The sequence below is a fragment of the Methylobacterium sp. 1030 genome (assembly GCF_040544715.1).
In the GTDB taxonomy this organism is placed as follows: Bacteria; Pseudomonadota; Alphaproteobacteria; order Rhizobiales; family Beijerinckiaceae; genus Methylobacterium.
In genome coordinates this window covers 253,668-270,666 of record NZ_JBEPKM010000007.1, presented here as the reverse complement: position 1 = coordinate 270,666, position 16,999 = coordinate 253,668, and the positions used below count along the sequence as shown (strand labels likewise).

Sequence of the window (16,999 nt, the reverse complement as noted above, 5' to 3'; positions counted from 1 at the left end):
GGAAAGCGACAGACCCGCCATCCGAGAGCGCCTAGAAGGCTGCCGGCTCAAGCTAACCCCAGGACCGAACACCACCATGAAGAAGCTTCTCCTCGCATCCACCGTCCTCGCCGGCATGACCGCCGCGGCGTCCGCCGCCGACCTTCCGCGCCGCGCCGCGCCGCCGCCGGTGTTCACGCCGGTGCCGGTGTTCACCTGGACCGGCTTCTACTTCGGTGTGAACGCCGGCTACGGCTTCGACGCCAACAGCCGCAACACCACCAACTACGCCCTGCCCGGCGGCTCGCTGATCAACTCCCCCGGCACCGCCGGCGTCGTCAGCGTCAACAACCGCAGCAACAACGACGGCTTCTCGGGCGGCGCCCAGATCGGCTACAACTACCAGTTCACCCCGGGCTCCGGCGTCGTGATCGGCTTCGAGGCTGACGCCCAGTACGTCGACTTCGCCCGCCGCGCCAACGGCACCCAGAACTACGCCTTCGGCGGCGCCCCGGGCATCGCGTTCGCCGCCCCGCGCGCCTTCGTCGCCACCAGCGGCAACGGGCTGGACTACTTCGGCACCGTGCGCGGCCGCCTCGGCTACGCCTTCGACCGCACCCTCGTGTACGGCACCGGCGGCTTCGCCTACGGCTCGGGCCAGGACGACCAGAACTTCGCCGGCAACCGCTTCCGCGACAGCTTCCGCACCGGCTGGGCCGCCGGCGGTGGCGTCGAGTACGCCCTGCCCACCGACTCGTTCCTGAACTTCTTCCGCTCGAACGCCGTGACGCTGAAGGTCGAAGGCCTCTACGTCAGCCTCGACCGCCAGAAGAACTCGGCCGGCGGCGTGTTCTACGGCAACCTCCTGCCCCCGAACGGCATCGCCTACCTCAACGGCGCCGCCGCCAAGACCGAGTTCGCCGTCGTCCGCGCCGGCCTGAACTACAAGTTCGGCTCGTACTGAGACCGGATGCCGGAGCCGGCTCTGCCGGCTCCGCGCTCCCGAAGGGCCCGGCCGCAAGGCCGGGCCCTTTCGCGTTTCGGGACCGCGAACCGGCCTCGGCGGGTGCGACAGGGAGGGCCGGAACCGCGCGGGCCGCCCGCGATTGAGACCGCGGCGCCCCTCAGTGACCCGGACAGGGCCTTCCACGCAGGGACCGGGCGCGCGGAGCGATCAGCCATGCGAAGCCGAATCCTTCTCCTGTCGCTCGCGGCCCTCGGCCTCGCGAACGCGCCGGCCTCCGCGCAGGACGCCAGCGTGATCGGCAAGGACACGATCCTGCCGGCCACGGGACCGGGAACCTCGACGGACGGCAAGGGGGGCGGGCGGCTGACGGAGGCGGCGAGCGCCGAGGACGCCGCCAAGCGTCAGGGGCTCAAGCCCGTCACCTTCCTGACCACGAAGATGATCGGCGTGACGGTGCGCAACGCCGCCGGCGACAGCGTCGGCAAGATCGAGGATCTGCTCATCGCCGACGGCGGGACGCTCAAGGCCGTCGTGATCGACGTCGGCGGCTTCCTCGGCCTCGGCAGCAAGCTCATCGCGGTCGAGCCGGGCGCCCTCGTGCTGCGTCCCGGCGGCGACCGCTTCTCGGCGGTCCTCAACATGGGCAAGGACACGGTGGCGGCGGCCCAGCCCTTCGACCCGGCCAAGGTGATCGCGCCGCCCCGATAAGGCGCGACCGAAACCCGTCTTTGCGAGCGCAGCGAAGCGATCCAGGGCAGCGCGACTTCGGTGGACGTGGCGCTGCTGGGTTGCTTCGCTCCGCTCGCAAAGACGGCGCGGGCGCCATCGACCGACGCGGCGCGGCCGCGCCGGCGCTCCGGCGTCAGATGTCGAGGTCGGCGCCCTCGGCGAAGGCCGCGCGCTCGCTGATGAAGGCGAAGCGCGCCTCGGGCTTGTTGCCCATCAGGCGCTCGACCGTGTCGCCGGTCGATTCCCGGGCCTCGTCCAGGACCGCGACGCGCAGCAATGTGCGCTTCCTCGGATCCATGGTGGTCTCCTTGAGCTGGGCCGGCATCATCTCGCCGAGGCCCTTGAACCGCCCGATCTCGACCTTGCCGCCCTTGAACACGGTCTTGACGATCCGCTCCCGATCCGCGTCGTCCCGGGCATAGGCCACCTTCGAGCCCTGCTGCAGCCGATAGAGCGGCGGGATCGCCAGGTAGAGGTGGCCGCGGTCGATCAGCCTCGGCATCTGGCGGTAGAAGAAGGTGATCAACAGCGAGGCGATGTGGGCGCCGTCGACGTCGGCGTCCGTCATGATGATCACCTTCTCGTAGCGCAGGTCCGCCTCGCGGAAGGCCGAACCGGTGCCGCAGCCGAGCGCCAGGGTGAGATCCGAGATCAGCTGGTTGGCGCCGAGCTTGTCGCGCGAGGCCGAGGCGACGTTCAGGATCTTGCCGCGCAGCGGCAGGATCGCCTGGGTCGCCCGGTCCCGGGCCTGCTTGGCCGAGCCGCCGGCCGAGTCGCCCTCGACGATGAAGATCTCCGAGCCCGCGGTGCCGGCCGCCGAGCAGTCGGCGAGCTTGCCGGGCAGGCGCAGCTTGCGGGTCGCGCTCTTGCGGGCGACCTCCTTCTCCTGGCGGCGGCGCAGGCGCTCCTCGGCCCGGTCGATCACCCAGTCGAGGAGCTTGTTGGCCTGGGCAGGGGAGGCGGCGAGCCAGTGGTCGAAGGCGTCGCGCACCGCCGTCTCGACGATGCGCTGGGCCTCCACGGTGGCGAGCTTGTCCTTGGTCTGGCCCTGGAACTCCGGCTCGCGGATGAACACCGAGAGCATCGACGCGCAGGTCGCCATGACGTCGTCGGTGGTCACCGCCGTCATGCGCTTGGCCTGGTTCACCCGCTCGGCGTGCTCGCGCAGGCCGCGCAGCAGGGCGACGCGCAGGCCCGCCTCGTGGGTGCCGCCCTCGGGCGTCGGGATCGTGTTGCAGTAGGAGTGCGAGATCCCGTCCTCGGCGACCATCCAGGCCACCGCCCATTCGAGCGACCCGTGCGAGCCCGGCTTGGTGATCTTGCCGGAGAACATCGCCTCGGTGACGAGTTCCTTCCCGTCGATGTCGCGGGCGAGGTAGTCGCGCAGCCCGTCGGGGAAGCGGTGCACCGCCTCGGCCGGCACGTCCTCCAGCCCCTCGAGGAGGGCAGGGGCGCAGCGCCAGCGGATCTCGACGCCGCCGAACAGGTAGGCCTTGGAGCGCGCCATCTTGAACAGGCGGCGCGGGTCGAACTTCAGCGAGCCGAAGATCTGGGCGTCCGGGTGGAAGCGCACGCGCGTGCCGCGCCGGTTCTGCACCCGGCCGACCAGCTCCAGCGCGCCCTGCGCGTGACCGCGCGAGAAGGTCTGGCGGTAGAGGGTCTGGTTGCGGGCCACCTCGACCTCGAGCAGGTCGGAGAGCGCGTTCACCACCGAGATGCCGACGCCGTGCAGGCCGCCCGAGGTCTCGTAGACCTTCGAGTCGAACTTACCACCGGCGTGCAGCGTGGTCATGATGACCTCGAGCGCCGACTTGCCGGGAAATTTCGGGTGCGGGTCGACCGGGATGCCGCGGCCATTGTCGGTCACCACGAGGGCGCCGGATTCCTCCAGCTCCACCTCGATGAAGCTGGCATGGCCGGCGACCGCCTCGTCCATCGAGTTGTCGATCACCTCGGCGAACAGGTGGTGCAGCGCCCGCTCGTCGGTGCCGCCGATATACATGCCGGGCCGGCGCCGGACGGGCTCCAGCCCCTCCAGCACCTCGATGTCGGAGGCGGTATAGCCGCCCTCGGGCTCGGCGGCCGCGAGCGTCGCCACGGAGGCCGCCGAATCCAGCCGCCGCCGCGGCTCGGGCGGGCGGGCCGCCGCGCCCTTGCCGCCCGGCCCGAACAGGTCCCGCGCCGGATCGCTCACGCGCGGCCTCCGGGCGCGCGGCGCGTCGGCCGACTCGGCTTCGCGCAGACGGGTCTTGGGACGGGTCTCGGGTCGTGGAGCATGCGCCTTCATCCCCGCATGATAGCGGAACAAACCATAAACATCAAAGCCGTTCGCCCTGCGGCGAGGCGGTCGCATCATCGCATGCTGCGCCGCCGCGAGCGAGGGCCGCGTCCGTGGTGGCACACGGTTCCGCGCGCCGGGCCGTCATCACGACGTTGCACAACAATGGGTTAAGGCTTTCTCGTGACCCGCATGCCCGGCTTCCACAGGCGACGTCCGGAACAGAACGGGACGATCGACGTTGGTGGCGGAGATAAATCTTGACCGTGGTCAGGGAGCCGCAGTCCATGAGCGACGCCGCGATCGAGGCCCGCCGCCTCACGTTGATCCGCTTCGAGCACGCGGCCGGCGCCGCCTTCGGCTGCGACGATGACGCGGCCGCAGTGACGCCGGCCCGGGCGCTGATGAACTCCACCACCCTCGCGCTCGCGACCTTCGCGACGGCCGTGGCGGCGACGATCACCTACCTGGTCTGAACCCGATCGCTGACCGCAACCCGCGGTGAGGGGCGGAAACGCTGCCTCTGCCACGTCCTTGCGAGCGGAGCGAAGCAACCCAGTCGGCGCCACGTTCGAACGCCTCGCGCTGCACTGGATTGCTTCGCTCCGCTCGCAAGGACGGGCGGGCTTGCCGGCCCGCCTCAGCCTCGTCCACGAACGCTTCAGCCCGCGCTCGACGTCTTCGCCGCCGCCTTCTTGGCCGCAGGCTTCTTCGCGGCGGTCTTCTTCGCCGCCGGCTTGTCGCCGCCCGCGGCCCGCGCCGACCCTTTCCGGACCGCCCCGCGCTTCGCCGGCTTGCCGCCGCCCGCGGCGCGCTTGGCGTTCACCAGGGCGATCGCCTCGTCGAGGGTCAGCGCCTCGGCGCTCATCGTCTTCGGCAGCGTGGCGTTGACCTCGCCGTCCGTGACGTAGGGCCCGTACTTGCCGGCCTTGACCACGAGATCGCGGCCGCTGGCCTCGTCCTTGCCGAGCGGCCGGCCCGGATCGGCGGCCGGGCGGCCGCGGCCGCCGCCCTGCTCCTTGGCGACGATCAGGTCGATGGCGCGGTTAGCCCCGATCTCCAGCACGTCGTCGTCCTTGCCGAGATTGGCGTAGGTCTTCCCGTGCTGCACGTAGGGTCCGAATCGGCCGAGATTGGCCAGGATCGGCTCGCCGGTCTCGGGGTGGCGGGCCACCTCGCGGGGCAGCGCCAGCAGGGCCAGCGCCTTGTTGAGATCCACGTCCGATGGGCTGAGCCCCTTGGGCAGCGACGAGCGCTTCGGCTTCTCGGCGCCCTTCTCGGCGGAGGCCTCGCCGAGCTGGAGGAACGGCCCGAAGCGGCCGTCGCGCAGCGTCACCGGCAGGCCGGTCGCGGGATCGTCGCCCAGCACCCGCACGCCCGGCTGGCCGCCCTCGGCCGAGGAGCCGTCACCGTCGCCGTCGACGCCCGAGGCCGAGAGCTGCCGGGTGTACTTGCACTCCGGGTAGTTCGAGCAGCCGATGAAGGCGCCGAACTTGCCGAGCTTCAGCGACAGCTGGCCCGAGCCGCAGGTCGGGCAGGTGCGCGGGTTCGAGCCGTCGCCCTTGTCGGGGAAGATGTGCGGGCCGAGGAGGCCGTTCAGCGCCTCCAGCACGTCGGCGACGCGCAGCTCCTTGGTCTCACCGATCGCCGCGGAGAAGTCGCGCCAGAAGTCGCGCAGCACCGCCCGCCAGTCGATCTCGGCGTTGGAGACCCGGTCGAGCTGCTCCTCGAGGCCGGCGGTGAAGTCGTACTCGACGTAGCGCCGGAAGAAGCTCTCGAGGAAGCCCGTGACGAGCCGCCCCTTGTCCTCCGGCTGCAGCCGCTTCTTCTCGATCTTGACGTATTCGCGATCCCGCAAGGTCTGGAGAACCGCGGCATAGGTCGACGGGCGGCCGATGCCGAGCTCCTCCATGCGCTTCACGAGGCTCGCCTCGGAGTAGCGCGGCGGCGGCTCGGTGAAGTGCTGGGTCGAGCTGATCCGCTCGCGGGCGAGCGGGTCGCCGGCCTTCATGGGCGGCAGGCGGCGGCTTTCCTCGTCCTCCTCGTCGTCCTTGCCCTCCTGGTAGAGGGTCAGGAAGCCATCGAACTTCACCACCTGGCCGGTGGCGCGCAGGTCGATGGTCCGCGGTCCGACCTTGGCGGTGACGTCGACGGTGGTCCGCTCCAGCTCGGCCGATTCCATCTGGCTGGCCATGGTGCGGGTCCAGATCAGCTCGTAGAGCCGGGCCTGCTCGGGCTCGAGGTGGCGCGCCACCGTCTTGGGCAGGCGGCCCATGTCGGTGGGGCGCACCGCCTCGTGGGCCTCCTGGGCGTTCTTGGCCTTGACGCTGTACTTGCGCGGAACGTCCGGCACGTAGCGGTCGCCGAACTCCTTGCCGATCACCCGGCGGGCGTCCTGGATCGCCTCCGGCGCCATGTCGACGCCGTCGGTCCGCATGTAGGTGATGATGCCGACCGTCTCGCCGCCGATATCGACGCCCTCGTAGAGCCGCTGGGCGACCCGCATGGTCTGGGCCGGCGCCATCCCGAGCTTGCGGGAGGCCTCCTGCTGGAGGGTCGAGGTGGTGAAGGGCGGCTGCGGGTGGCGCTTGGCGGGCTTCGCCTCGACGCTCGCCACCTGGAAGGTCGCGAGCTCGAGGTCGCGCTTGAAGGCGGCCGCCTCCTCGCCCGTGCCGACGTCGAGGCGCTGGATCCGCTTGCCGTCGGCGCCGACGAGGCGGGCCTCGAAGGTCGCGCCGTCGGCGGTCGTCAGCGTCGCGATGAGCGTCCAGTACTCGCGCGGCTTGAACCGCTCGATCTCCATCTCGCGCTCGACCACGAGCCGGAGCGCCACGGACTGGACGCGCCCGGCCGAGCGGGCGCCCGGCAGCTTGCGCCACAGGACTGGCGAGAGGTTGAAGCCGACGAGGTAATCGAGCGCCCGGCGCGCCAGGTAGGCGTCGACCAGCGCCTGGTCGATCTCCCGCGGCTTGCGCATCGCCTGCTCGACCGACGCCTTGGTGATGGCGTTGAAGGTCACGCGCTCGACCGGGATGCCCTTGAGCGCCTTGCGGGCGGTGAGCGCCTCCAGCACGTGCCAGGAGATCGCCTCGCCCTCGCGATCCGGGTCGGTGGCGAGGATCAGCTTGTCGGCGCCCTTGACCGCCTTGGCGATCTCCGAGACCCGGCTCGCCCCGCGGTCGGCCAGCTCCCAGACCATGTGGAAGTCCTGCTCGGGATCCACCGAGCCGTCCTTGGGCGGCAGGTCGCGGATATGCCCGAAGGAGGCGATGACTTCATAGTCGCGGCCGAGATACTTATTGATCGTCTTGGCTTTGGCCGGCGACTCGACGACGACGACTTTCATTCAGACCTCTGCCCCTGACGGAGCCTGGGCGCGACGGACGAATTCTGTTCGAGATTCGCGTGGGACGTATGCCCGCCGTCGGGCCGGGGCCGCGCGCCGGGCACAAGTGGGTCACGGGCGGCGGGTTGTCAAATCGCGAGGTTGTTCGGGGGAGCCACTGCGCGGCACTTTTTGGGCCGGGTCCTGATCAGGTTCCGCGTCGCTCCACCTGTCCGGGGAAGAGGCCATGCAGGATGAAACGCGGCCCGGGCTCCAGCACGGAACTTGCCGCGTCAGCAGCTCAAAATCCCGTCAGTCGCCTCAGATCCCCGCGTACCACTCGTAGCCGCGGTCTTCCCAGTAGCCGCCGCTGCCCTGGCCGATCCCGGCGAGCGACTCCACCATCTCGACCCGCATCACGTACTTGGCCTGCTTGTAGCCGAGCTGGCGCTCGACCCGCAGCCGCAGGGGCGCGCCGTTCGAGACCGGCAGCGGCTTGCCGTTGAGGTCGTAGGCCAGGATCGTCTGCGGGTTGAAGGCGTCGTAGAGGTCGATGCTCTCGTAGTAGCGGATCGGGATCCCCGCCGGCTCGGGCTCCGGGGCCGGGCTGCCCTGGCCCCAATCGTCCTTGGGCGCGTCGGTGGCGGTGGCCGGGCCGCCCCAATCGTCGGCGGCGGCGAGCTGCACGTAAGCGTCGCGCACCGCGCCCGGATGGCTCGGGCGCCAGAGGGACGCGCCCTGGTTGCGCCCTCTGCCACCGCCCTTGGGACCGGCCTCGAACTCCAGCGTGTCGGCGCAGTGGAACACCGCGTAGCGCGCCTGCGGCTTCAGCCCGGCCTTCTTGAGCACCTCGGCGAGCGGCACGCCGCCCCATTGCCCGATGCAGCTCCAGCCCTCCACGCAATCGTGCCGGGTGATCTGGGTGCGCGACGGCAGGGCGCGCAGGTCCGCGAGGCTCAGCGACAGCGGGGTCTGGACCAGCCCGTCGACGGAGAGCTTGAAGTCCGAGAAGTTCCGCGCCGCCAGCGCCCGGTAGGCGCGGTCCGGCGGGTCGATCGTGCCGTTCGGCTTGAACCAGGGCGAGATCATCGAGGCCGGGAATTCCCGGGCCAGGGTCGTCGGCGACATCAGCAGGCGCTGGACGTACTCGTTGGCGTCCTCGCCGACCTTGAGGGTGCGCTGCCCCGTCTCGGTCCCGGCGAACTTGTCGCAGCCGGCCAGCAGCGCGGTGCCCATCAGGCCGGCGCCCGCGGTGAGGAGCTTGCGGCGGTGGAGGATCATCGCGCGGTCTCCCGGTCGCGGCCGAGGCTGAACCAGCCGGTGATCATGCCGCGCATGTTGTTGACGAGCCCGGAGACGACCACGAGCAGCACGTGGACCACCACGAACAGCACGATCAGCCCGGCGGCGATGAAGTGGACGCTGCGCGCCGATTGCCTGCCGCCGAACAGCTCGGTGAGCCACGGCCAGGCCGCGTCCATCCCGGGCGACATGGCGAGGCCGGCGAGCACCATCGCGGGCAGCAGGCCCAGCACCAGCACGAGGTAGGTCAGCTTCTGGATGACGTTGTAGCGCTTGGCCTCGGTGCCCTCGGGGAAGCGCAGGAGCAGGTGCTCCTTCACGGAGCCGCCGAAGTCGCGGATCTGGTCGCCGTCCGGGATCAGGCGGCGGCGGAGCTGGCCCGAGACCAGGCCGTAGAGCAGGTAGACCGCCCCGTTGATCACCAGCAGCCACGCGAACAGGAAATGCCAGCGCCGCCCGGTGGCGAGGTCCTGGTTGGCCGGCAGCGTCGCCCAGGACGGGAAGGCGCGCTCCACCTCGGTGCCGCCCTCCCTCGACAGGCCGAGCACGCCGGTCGTGTCGAGGGTGTGGGAACCGACCGTCACGACGCCGCGGGTCGTGCCGTCGCGGCCGGGCTCGCTGGTGATGGCGAGCGACGGATTGTCGAAGGTCGAGACCGAACCCCAGTAGAGCGCCGGGTGGGCGTTGAAGATCTGCAGGCCGCTCATCAGCAGCACCAGCAGCACCGCGGCGTTGATCCAGTGCGCCAGCCGGATGACCAGCGGGTGGCGGTAGAACCAGCGGCGCCCCTGCCGGTCGACGGTCTCGGGGGCTTCGAGGGCAGGGGAGGCGGCCAAGCGTCTGGATCCCGGGCAAGCGGCGCGGGGTCGGGAGCGTACGAATCCCGACCGTTCGGGCAGATACGTGGCGCGGGGGCGGGCGGTTACCATCCGCCGGGAAAAAGGCCGCAGCCGCCCCTCGAAGTGCGACTGCGCCGATGGGCGCGCGCCGTCGATGACGGAGCGCGACGCGCCCCATCCTGCCGCCGGACGGACAGCCTGGGCCTCGACCCCGTGACGCCCGCAGCCCCTGACGGAGCGAGCGTCATGACTGAACCGGGATGAGCGCCGAACAGCCTTGCCCCCCGGGCGCGCCGCACCTACACCCGGGCCTCATCATGACGACGCCCGCGCCCCCGGCCTTCCCGCACCGGCACCTCCTCGGCATCGAGGGCCTGACCCGGCCCGACATCGAGGGGCTGCTCGACGCCGCCGAATCCGCCGTCGACATCTCGCGGCAGGTGGAGAAGAAGCGCACGACCCTGCGGGGCCGCACGCAGATCAACCTGTTCTTCGAGCCCTCGACGCGGACGCAATCGTCCTTCGAGCTCGCCGGCAAGCGGCTCGGCGCCGACGTCATGAACATGTCGGTGGCCTCGTCCTCGGTGAAGAAGGGCGAGACCCTGATCGATACCGCCGCGACGCTCAACGCCATGCGGCCCGACATCATCGTGGTCCGTCACGAATCGGCGGGCGCCGTTCACCTGCTCGCCCGCAAGGTCGACTGCGCGGTGGTCAATGCCGGCGACGGCGCCCACGAGCATCCGACCCAGGCCCTCCTCGACGCGCTCACCATCCGCCGCAACAAGGGCCGGATCGAGGGCCTGCAGGTGGCGATCTGCGGCGACGTCCTGCACTCGCGGGTGGCGCGCTCCAACATCATCCTGCTCCAGGCCATGGGCGCGCGGGTCCGCCTGATCGCGCCCTCGACGCTGCTGCCCTCCGGGATCGAGCGCTTCGGCGTCGAGACCTTCACGGACATGCGCAAGGGCCTCGTCGGCTGCGACATCGTCATGATGCTGCGCCTCCAGCGGGAGCGCATGAACGGCTCGTTCGTGCCGTCCGTGAAGGAGTATTTCCGCTACTTCGGCCTCGACGGCGAGAAGCTGGCGCTCGCCAAGCCCGACGCCCTGGTGATGCATCCGGGGCCGATGAACCGCGGCGTCGAGATCTCCTCCGAGATCGCCGACGGGGCGCAGTCGCTGATCCGCGAGCAGGTCGAGATGGGCGTCGCCGTCCGCATGGCCGTGCTGGAAGCGCTGGCGCGGCACCTGCCGAACGGGTGAACCCAAGACAACGGGTGATCCCCAGACAAAGCCGGGCGGCCTTCACCCGCTCCGCTTGCCCGCCGAGCGGCCGTGGCGCAGTTTCCTGCCGAAATCCGGCCCTGATCTGTATAAGGGGCCGTCGCAACATGCAGATCGCTTCATGACCGCCTACACGCTCGCCGACCTCGCCGCCCTCGTGGCGAGCCGCGCCGGGACCGATCCGGCCACCTCCTACACGGCCAAGCTCCTGTCCGAGGGCCCCGCCAAGGCGGCCAAGAAGCTCGGCGAGGAGGCGGTGGAGGCGGCGATCGCGGCCGTGCAGGGCGACAAGACCGGCCTGCGGAACGAGGCCGCCGACGTGCTCTACCACCTCGTCGTGCTGCTCCGGGCGGGCGGGGTCGAGCTCGATGCCGTGATGGCGGAGCTGGAGCGTCGCACGGCCCAGAGCGGCATCGCCGAGAAGGCCGCGAGGCGCCACGCGTGAACGCGGCCGCGCTGCCGGGCTCGGTCGAGGCGATCCTCGAAGCGTCCGACCGGCTCTCGCCGTATCGCCGCTTCAGCCGCGAGGAATGGGCGCAGCTGCGCGCCGACACGCCGCTCACCCTCAACCAGGAAGACCTGGAGCGGCTGCAATCGATCAACGACCCGATCTCGGTCGAGGAGGTGGTGGCGATCTACCTGCCGCTGTCCCGTCTGCTCGCCCTGTACGTCGCGGCGACGCAGGGCCTGTTCAAGGCGACGCAACGCTTCCTGATGGCCGAGCGCGAGACCAAGGCGCCCTACATCATCGGGCTCGCTGGGTCGGTGGCGGTGGGCAAGTCCACGACCGCCCGCATCCTGACCGCCCTGCTGGCGCGCTGGCCCAACACCCCCAAGGTCGACCTCGTCACCACCGACGGGTTCCTGCTGCCCAACGCCGAGCTCGCCGCCAACGGGCTGATGGAGCGCAAGGGTTTCCCGGAGAGCTACGACACCGCCGCGCTGCTGCGCTTCCTCCACGACGTGAAGGCCGGCCACAAGCGCGTCACCGCGCCGCTCTACTCGCACCTCGTCTACGACCGGGTGCCCGGGGAGGAGCGGGTCGTGGAGAGCCCCGACATCCTGATCGTCGAGGGCCTGAACGTGCTCCAGCCGGCGCGGCTGCCGCGGGACGGGACCGCGATCCCGTTCGTGTCCGACTTCTTCGACTTCTCGATCTATCTCGACGGCCACGAGGACGACCTGCACCGCTGGTACGTCACGCGCTTCATGAAGTTGCGGCAGACGGCGTTCCGCGACCCGCGCTCGTACTTTCGGAAATACGCCGAGATCGCCGAGACCGAGGCCCTCGACATCGCCGACCGGCTCTGGACGACGATCAACCTGCCGAACCTGCGCGAGAACATCGTGCCGACCCGCCAGCGGGCGAGCCTGATCCTGACCAAGGGCGCGAGCCACCGGATCGAGAGCGTGGCGTTGCGGCGGTTGTAGGCCGGTTCGGTCCGATCGCGCGATCGGCCCGCATGAAGACCGAACCTCCGTCATCACGAGCGACGCGAAGTGACCCAGGGCAGCGCGACGTTCGGGGCGATGTCGCCGACTCTGGATTGCTTCGCTTCGCTCGCAAGGACGTGAACGACCGAGCCTAGGCGCATCACGCGAACGGGAACTCCGCCTCCGCCACATACGGCCCGCCCCCGGTCGAGTCCCGCGCCGAGAACAGCGTCACCCGCTCCGCCGTGTAAGTCAGCGGCGCAAAGACCGGCGCCTGCGACAGGTACATCGCCGCCGCCTCCGGCGTGGCGTCGCGCCGGAGGCGCGCCAGGGTCACGTGCGGGGTGAATTTCCGCCGCTCCGGCTCGACCCCGGCCCGGCGCACGAGCCGCTCCTGCTCGGCCTGGAGATCCGTCAGCTCCGCCTCCGGCACCACCGAGGCGTAGAGCGCCCGCGGCCTGTCGCCGCCGAAGATGCCGAGGCCGTCGAGCGTCACCGTCAGGGCCGGGCGGATCCGCATCTCGGACAGCGCCTCCACCACGTCGTCGGCCGTGGTCGCGTCGACGTCGCCGATGAACCGCAGGGTCACGTGGAAGTCGCCCGGCTCGATCCAGCGGGCCCCGGGCAGGCCGCCCTGCCAGGCCCTGAGCGCGTCGGCGATCGCGGGCGGCACCGCGAGGCCGGTGAACAGGCGCGGCACTACCGCGACGCCCCCTGCCGGAGGCCCCCCAGGAAACCCTCCACCGTCGGCAGCATGCGGGAAGCGATGGTCTCCACGCCCTGCCGGTTCGGGTGGATCATGTCGTCGAGGTGCTGCGCCCGGTCGCCGATGATCCCGTCGAGGAAGAACGGGTAGAGGGTCAGGCCGTAGCGCTTGGCGAGCGCCGGGTAGATCGCGTCGAACCGCGCCTTGTAGTCCGGCCCGAGGTTGGGCGCGGCCTGCATGCCGGCGAGCAGGACCGGGATGCCCCGCGCCTTCAGCCGCTCGATGATCGCCGAGAGCGCGCCCTCGGTGACCTTCGGGTCGGTGCCGCGCAGCATGTCGTTGGCGCCGAGTTCGAGGATCACACCCGCGGTCCCGTCCGGCACCGACCAGTCGACTCGGTCGAGGCCGCCCGTGGCGGTGTCGCCGGAGACGCCGGCATTGGCGACCGTCACGTCCGCGCCCCTGGCCTTGAGCAGGCGCTCCAGCACGGTCGGGAAGGCGGCGTCGGCCGGGAGCTTGTAGCCCGCGGTCAGGCTGTCGCCGAGGGCGACGAGCTTGACCGGCTCGCCGGGCGCGGCCCGCGCTCCCGGCGCGACGGCTGTCATGAAAGGGACCATCAGGAGCGCTAGCGCTGCGGCATACAGGGCCGTGCGCCGGAACACAGCGCGCGCGTCATGGCGCGGCCCCAATGCCGAACCCATATCGCGGTGCACCCGCGGCCCGTAGAGCCAAGATCGAAGCCGAAGGGATCGACCCCACGTGAGGACCTCGCGCGCCATGCTCGTCATCGCCCACAGATCGGCTCACCGGTGAGCCAAGGCAAGGTGCTGCGCGAGCCCGCGATCGCGCTGTCGGACATCGATCTCAGCCTCGGCCGCGGCGCCGCCCGCGTCCACGTCCTGCGCGGCATCTCGCTGAATGTCGACCGCGGCGAGGCGGTCGGCCTCGTCGGCCCGTCCGGCTCCGGCAAGTCGACGCTGCTGATGGTGATGGCCGGGCTGGAGCGGCCCGATTCCGGCGGCGTCGTCATCGAGGACACCGACCTCGTCCGCCTCGACGAGGACGCGCTGGCGCGGTTCCGCGGACGCCGGATCGGCATCGTGTTCCAGGCCTTCCACCTCGTGCCGACCATGACGGCGCTCGAGAACGTGGCCCTTCCGCTCGAACTCGCCGACCGGCCCGGCGCCCTGGAGCGGGCACGCGCCGAGCTGGAGGCGGTCGGCCTCGGGCACCGGCTGCACCATTACCCGGCGCAGCTCTCCGGCGGCGAGCAGCAGCGCGTCGCCATCGCCCGGGCGGTCGCCCCCGACCCGGCGATCCTCGTGGCCGACGAGCCCACCGGCAACCTCGACGAGGCCACCGGCCGCCAGATCGTCGACCTGCTGTTCCGGCTGAAGCGCGACCGCGGCGCGACGCTGGTCCTCGTCACCCACGACAACGGCCTCGCCCGCCTGTGCGACCGCACCGTGCGCCTGCGCTCGGGGCGGATCGAGGAGGCGGTGGCCGCCTGATGCACGGCACGATCACCCGCCCCGACCCCGCGCCCCGCCGGATCCCGCTCACCCTGCGCCTCGCGCTGCGCGAGTTGCGGGCCGGGCTCAACGGCTTCGCGGTGTTCCTCGCCTGCATCGCGCTGGGCGTCATGGCCATCGCGGGCGTGGCGTCGATCTCGCGCTCGCTCTCGGACGGGCTCGGCCGGGAGGGCCGGCGCATCCTCGGCGGCGACCTCGCCTTCAACCTCATCAACCGCGAGGCGACCGACGCGGAGAGGCAGGCGCTGGCGCGCGAAGGCCGCCTCGACATCGTCGCCTCCCTGCGGGCCATGGCGGTGGCGGGCAGCGGCGACGCGGCCCTGGTCGAGCTGAAGGCCGTCGACCCCGCCACCTATCCGGCCGCCGGCGACCTCGCGACCGACCCGCCGGGCCGCCTCGCCGACCTGCTGGCGGAGCGCGACGGGGTGCCGGGGGCGCTCGCCGACCCGGCCCTGCTCACCCGCCTCGACGTCAAGGTCGGCGACCGGATCGCGCTCGCCGGGCACGACGTGGCGATCCGCGGCACCATCGTGTCCGAGCCCGACAAGATCGCCGGCGGCATCGGCTTCGGTCCGCGGCTGATGGTCTCCGAGCCGACGCTCCGCGCCACCGGCCTCGTCCAGCCCGGCAGCCTCAACCGCTGGAGCTACCGTCTGGTCCTGCCGCCCGGCACGCCGGACGCCGACCTCGACGCGGCGCAGGCCCGGATCCGCGCCGCCACCCCCGAGGCCGGCTGGGAGATCCGCTCGCGCACCAACGCCGACCCGCGCTTCGCCAAGAGCATCGAGCGCTTCACGCAGTTCCTGACCCTGGTGGGACTCACCGCGCTGATCGTCGGCGGCGTCGGGGTCGGCAACGCCGTCCACGCCTTCGTGGAGCGCAAGCGGCCCTCGATCGCGACGCTCAAGAGCGTCGGCGCGCCGGGCTCGCAGGTGGTCGCCCTGTACCTGACGCAGGTGATGCTGATCGCCGGCCTCGGCACCCTGATCGGCCTCGCGATCGGCGCGAGCCTGCCCTTCCTCCTCGACGCCCTGTTCTCCGCCGACCTGCCGCTGCCGCTGAACCCGACGCTGGCCCCGGGAGAACTGGCGCTCGCGGCCGCCTACGGTCTGATCACGGCCTTCGCCTTCGCGATCACGCCGCTCGGCCGCGCCCACGACGTGCCGGTCTCCGGCCTGTTCCGCGACACGGTCGACCCGGCCCGCGTCAGCCCGCGCTGGCGCTACCGGATCTGGCTCGCCGTCAGCCTCGCGGCCCTGGTCGGCCTGTCGGTGGCGACCGCCTTCGACCGGCGCGTCGCGCTGATCTTCATCGCGGCCGCAGCCATCGCGTTCGGCCTGCTGCATCTGGTGGCGCTCGGCCTGATGGCGCTCGCCCGCCGCCTGCCGCACCCGCGCTGGCCGGCGCCCCGGATGGCGCTCGCCAACCTGCACCGGCCCGGCGCCCTGACGCCCGCCATCGTCCTGTCGCTCGGCCTCGGCGTGACGCTCCTTGTGACGCTCAGCCTGATCGACGCCAATGTCCGCCGCACGATCAGCGCGACCCTGCCGGCCCGGGCGCCGAACCTCTTCTTCCTGGACATTCCCTCGCGGGACGCCGCCCAGTTCCGCGAGTTCCTGGCGCGCTCGGCCCCGAGCGGAAAGATCGAGGACGTGCCGATGATGCGCGGCCGGATCGTCGCCCTGAACGGCGTGCCGGCGAGCAAGATCCGCCCCCCGGAGGACGCCGCCTGGGTGCTCGACGGCGACCGGGGCATCACCTACGCCGACACGGTGCCGGACGGCTCCAGCCTCACCGAGGGGGCGTGGTGGAGCCCGGAGCAGGGCGCGAAGCCGCTGGTCTCCTTCGAGGCCGACCTCGCCCGCCAGCTCGGCCTGAAGCTCGGCGACACCGTGACGGTGAACGTGCTCGGGCGCGACCTCACCGCGACGATCTTCAACCTGCGCCGGGTGGAGTGGCGCAACCTCGGCATCAACTTCGTGATGGTGTTCTCGCCGGGCACCTTCCGGGGCGCGCCGCATTCCGACCTCGCGACGCTGACCCTGCCCGGCGGCACCGACGCTTCCGCCGAGAACCGCATCCTGCGCGACGTCGCCAAGACCTTCCCGTCGGTGAGCGCCGTGCGGGTGAAGGACGCCCTGGACGCCATCGGCGACCTCGTCGGCCGGCTGGTCCTGGCGATCCGGGGGGCGAGCGCCGTGGCGGTGCTGGCGAGCCTGTTCGTGCTGGCCGGCGCCATCGCGGCCGGGCACCGGGCGCGGCTCTACGACGCCGTCGTGCTCAAGGTGCTGGGCGCGAGCCGGGCGCGGCTGCTGACCGCCTACGCCCTCGAATACGCCGCGCTGGGGCTCGCCACGGCGCTGTTCGGCCTCCTGGCCGGGACGCTCGCCGGCTGGGTGATCGTCGCCAAGGTCATGCACCTCGACTTCCGCCTCGACCTGTCGGGCGCGCTGGTCGCGGCCGTGGCCGCGGTGGCGCTGGCGATCCTCCTCGGGCTCGTCGGTACGTGGCGGATCCTGGGTCAGAAGCCGGCGCCGTATCTCCGGCAGGCCTGACGGAGGCCGATCCCGCAGGCTCCGTATTCGGTTCAGCCCCGGCGGAGGCCGCGATCGAGGCCGTCGA

At 71.5% G+C, this 16,999-nt stretch carries 14 protein-coding genes; 8 read left to right on the top strand and 6 right to left on the bottom strand.

Features of this window, described 5'->3' with window-relative positions; translation table 11 throughout:
• Nucleotides 1–76 precede the first annotated feature (76 nt).
• Together ABIC30_RS12540 and ABIC30_RS12535 are read left to right on the top strand one after the other, a co-directional pair.
• A complete protein-coding gene (locus ABIC30_RS12540) occupies nt 77–943 on the top strand; it encodes an outer membrane protein (RefSeq protein WP_091980959.1) in 867 nt (288 codons plus the stop codon).
• Nucleotides 944–1,159: 216 nt separating this feature from the next.
• Nucleotides 1,160–1,654 carry a PRC-barrel domain-containing protein gene (locus ABIC30_RS12535; RefSeq protein ID WP_020095331.1) on the top strand — a complete coding sequence of 165 codons (495 nt, stop codon included), beginning with the start codon at nt 1,160–1,162 and terminating at the stop codon, nt 1,652–1,654.
• A gap of 154 nt (nt 1,655–1,808) precedes the next feature.
• Here the strand turns inward: ABIC30_RS12535 and parE are convergent, their stop codons facing one another.
• Nucleotides 1,809–3,869 (bottom strand): DNA topoisomerase IV subunit B, encoded by a 2,061-nt coding sequence (gene parE, locus ABIC30_RS12530; RefSeq protein ID WP_354455263.1) that lies wholly within the window; start codon nt 3,867–3,869, stop codon nt 1,809–1,811.
• A gap of 371 nt (nt 3,870–4,240) precedes the next feature.
• Here parE and ABIC30_RS12525 point away from each other — a divergent pair, with 371 nt between their 5' ends.
• Nucleotides 4,241–4,429, top strand: coding sequence for a hypothetical protein (locus tag ABIC30_RS12525; protein ID WP_354455261.1), 189 nt, complete (start codon nt 4,241–4,243; stop codon nt 4,427–4,429).
• Between the two features lie 185 nt (nt 4,430–4,614).
• Here ABIC30_RS12525 and topA read toward each other — a convergent pair whose 3' ends face one another.
• The 3 genes from topA to ABIC30_RS12510 form a co-directional block, all read right to left on the bottom strand.
• Nucleotides 4,615–7,299 (bottom strand): type I DNA topoisomerase, encoded by a 2,685-nt coding sequence (gene topA, locus ABIC30_RS12520; protein WP_091980962.1) that lies wholly within the window; start codon nt 7,297–7,299, stop codon nt 4,615–4,617.
• A gap of 300 nt (nt 7,300–7,599) precedes the next feature.
• Nucleotides 7,600–8,559, bottom strand: coding sequence for a molybdopterin-dependent oxidoreductase (locus ABIC30_RS12515; RefSeq protein WP_042669666.1), 960 nt, complete (start codon nt 8,557–8,559; stop codon nt 7,600–7,602).
• The gene (locus tag ABIC30_RS12510; protein WP_056531198.1) at nt 8,556–9,416 is read right to left on the bottom strand and encodes a cytochrome b/b6 domain-containing protein; all 861 of its coding nucleotides are present in this window, start codon (nt 9,414–9,416) and stop codon (nt 8,556–8,558) included. The genes ABIC30_RS12515 and ABIC30_RS12510 overlap by 4 nt, the downstream gene beginning before the upstream one ends.
• Nucleotides 9,417–9,736: 320 nt before the next feature.
• Here ABIC30_RS12510 and ABIC30_RS12505 point away from each other — a divergent pair, with 320 nt between their 5' ends.
• From ABIC30_RS12505 to coaA, 3 genes are all read left to right on the top strand, one after another.
• Nucleotides 9,737–10,684 carry an aspartate carbamoyltransferase catalytic subunit gene (locus tag ABIC30_RS12505; protein WP_042669664.1) on the top strand — a complete coding sequence of 316 codons (948 nt, stop codon included), beginning with the start codon at nt 9,737–9,739 and terminating at the stop codon, nt 10,682–10,684.
• 142 nt (nt 10,685–10,826) lie between these two features.
• The gene (locus tag ABIC30_RS12500; RefSeq protein WP_020095338.1) at nt 10,827–11,150 is read left to right on the top strand and encodes a phosphoribosyl-ATP diphosphatase; all 324 of its coding nucleotides are present in this window, start codon (nt 10,827–10,829) and stop codon (nt 11,148–11,150) included.
• Nucleotides 11,147–12,136: a type I pantothenate kinase gene (gene coaA, locus ABIC30_RS12495; RefSeq protein WP_020095339.1), complete on the top strand. Its 990-nt coding sequence runs from the start codon at nt 11,147–11,149 to the stop codon at nt 12,134–12,136. The genes ABIC30_RS12500 and coaA overlap by 4 nt, the downstream gene beginning before the upstream one ends.
• 163 nt (nt 12,137–12,299) lie before the next feature.
• Here coaA and thpR read toward each other — a convergent pair whose 3' ends face one another.
• Both thpR and ABIC30_RS12485 read right to left on the bottom strand, forming a co-directional pair.
• Complete coding sequence (thpR, locus tag ABIC30_RS12490) at nt 12,300–12,839, bottom strand: RNA 2',3'-cyclic phosphodiesterase (protein ID WP_354455259.1); 540 nt, start codon at nt 12,837–12,839, stop codon at nt 12,300–12,302.
• Nucleotides 12,839–13,450 (bottom strand): arylesterase, encoded by a 612-nt coding sequence (locus ABIC30_RS12485; RefSeq protein ID WP_020095341.1) that lies wholly within the window; start codon nt 13,448–13,450, stop codon nt 12,839–12,841. Before ABIC30_RS12485 ends, thpR begins: the two co-directional genes overlap by 1 nt.
• Before the next feature lie 204 nt (nt 13,451–13,654).
• Here ABIC30_RS12485 and ABIC30_RS12480 point away from each other — a divergent pair, with 204 nt between their 5' ends.
• Together ABIC30_RS12480 and ABIC30_RS12475 are read left to right on the top strand one after the other, a co-directional pair.
• Complete coding sequence (locus tag ABIC30_RS12480; protein WP_020095342.1) at nt 13,655–14,356, top strand: ABC transporter ATP-binding protein; 702 nt, start codon at nt 13,655–13,657, stop codon at nt 14,354–14,356.
• The gene (locus ABIC30_RS12475; RefSeq protein WP_354455257.1) at nt 14,356–16,932 is read left to right on the top strand and encodes an ABC transporter permease; all 2,577 of its coding nucleotides are present in this window, start codon (nt 14,356–14,358) and stop codon (nt 16,930–16,932) included. The genes ABIC30_RS12480 and ABIC30_RS12475 overlap by 1 nt, the downstream gene beginning before the upstream one ends.
• Nucleotides 16,933–16,999: the final 67 nt, after the last annotated feature.

Excerpts from the sequence above, each read along its gene's own strand:
- ABIC30_RS12540 (WP_091980959.1), top strand. The coding sequence starts at position 77 with ATGAAGAAGCTTCTCCTCGCATCCACCGTCCTCGCCGGCATGACCGCC.
- ABIC30_RS12535 (WP_020095331.1), top strand. The coding sequence starts at position 1,160 with ATGCGAAGCCGAATCCTTCTCCTGTCGCTCGCGGCCCTCGGCCTCGCG.
- ABIC30_RS12525 (WP_354455261.1), top strand. The coding sequence starts at position 4,241 with ATGAGCGACGCCGCGATCGAGGCCCGCCGCCTCACGTTGATCCGCTTC.
- topA (WP_091980962.1), bottom strand. The coding sequence starts at position 7,299 with ATGAAAGTCGTCGTCGTCGAGTCGCCGGCCAAAGCCAAGACGATCAAT.
- ABIC30_RS12515 (WP_042669666.1), bottom strand. The coding sequence starts at position 8,559 with ATGATCCTCCACCGCCGCAAGCTCCTCACCGCGGGCGCCGGCCTGATG.
- ABIC30_RS12505 (WP_042669664.1), top strand. The coding sequence starts at position 9,737 with ATGACGACGCCCGCGCCCCCGGCCTTCCCGCACCGGCACCTCCTCGGC.
- ABIC30_RS12500 (WP_020095338.1), top strand. The coding sequence starts at position 10,827 with ATGACCGCCTACACGCTCGCCGACCTCGCCGCCCTCGTGGCGAGCCGC.
- ABIC30_RS12485 (WP_020095341.1), bottom strand. The coding sequence starts at position 13,450 with ATGACAGCCGTCGCGCCGGGAGCGCGGGCCGCGCCCGGCGAGCCGGTC.
- ABIC30_RS12475 (WP_354455257.1), top strand. The coding sequence starts at position 14,356 with ATGCACGGCACGATCACCCGCCCCGACCCCGCGCCCCGCCGGATCCCG.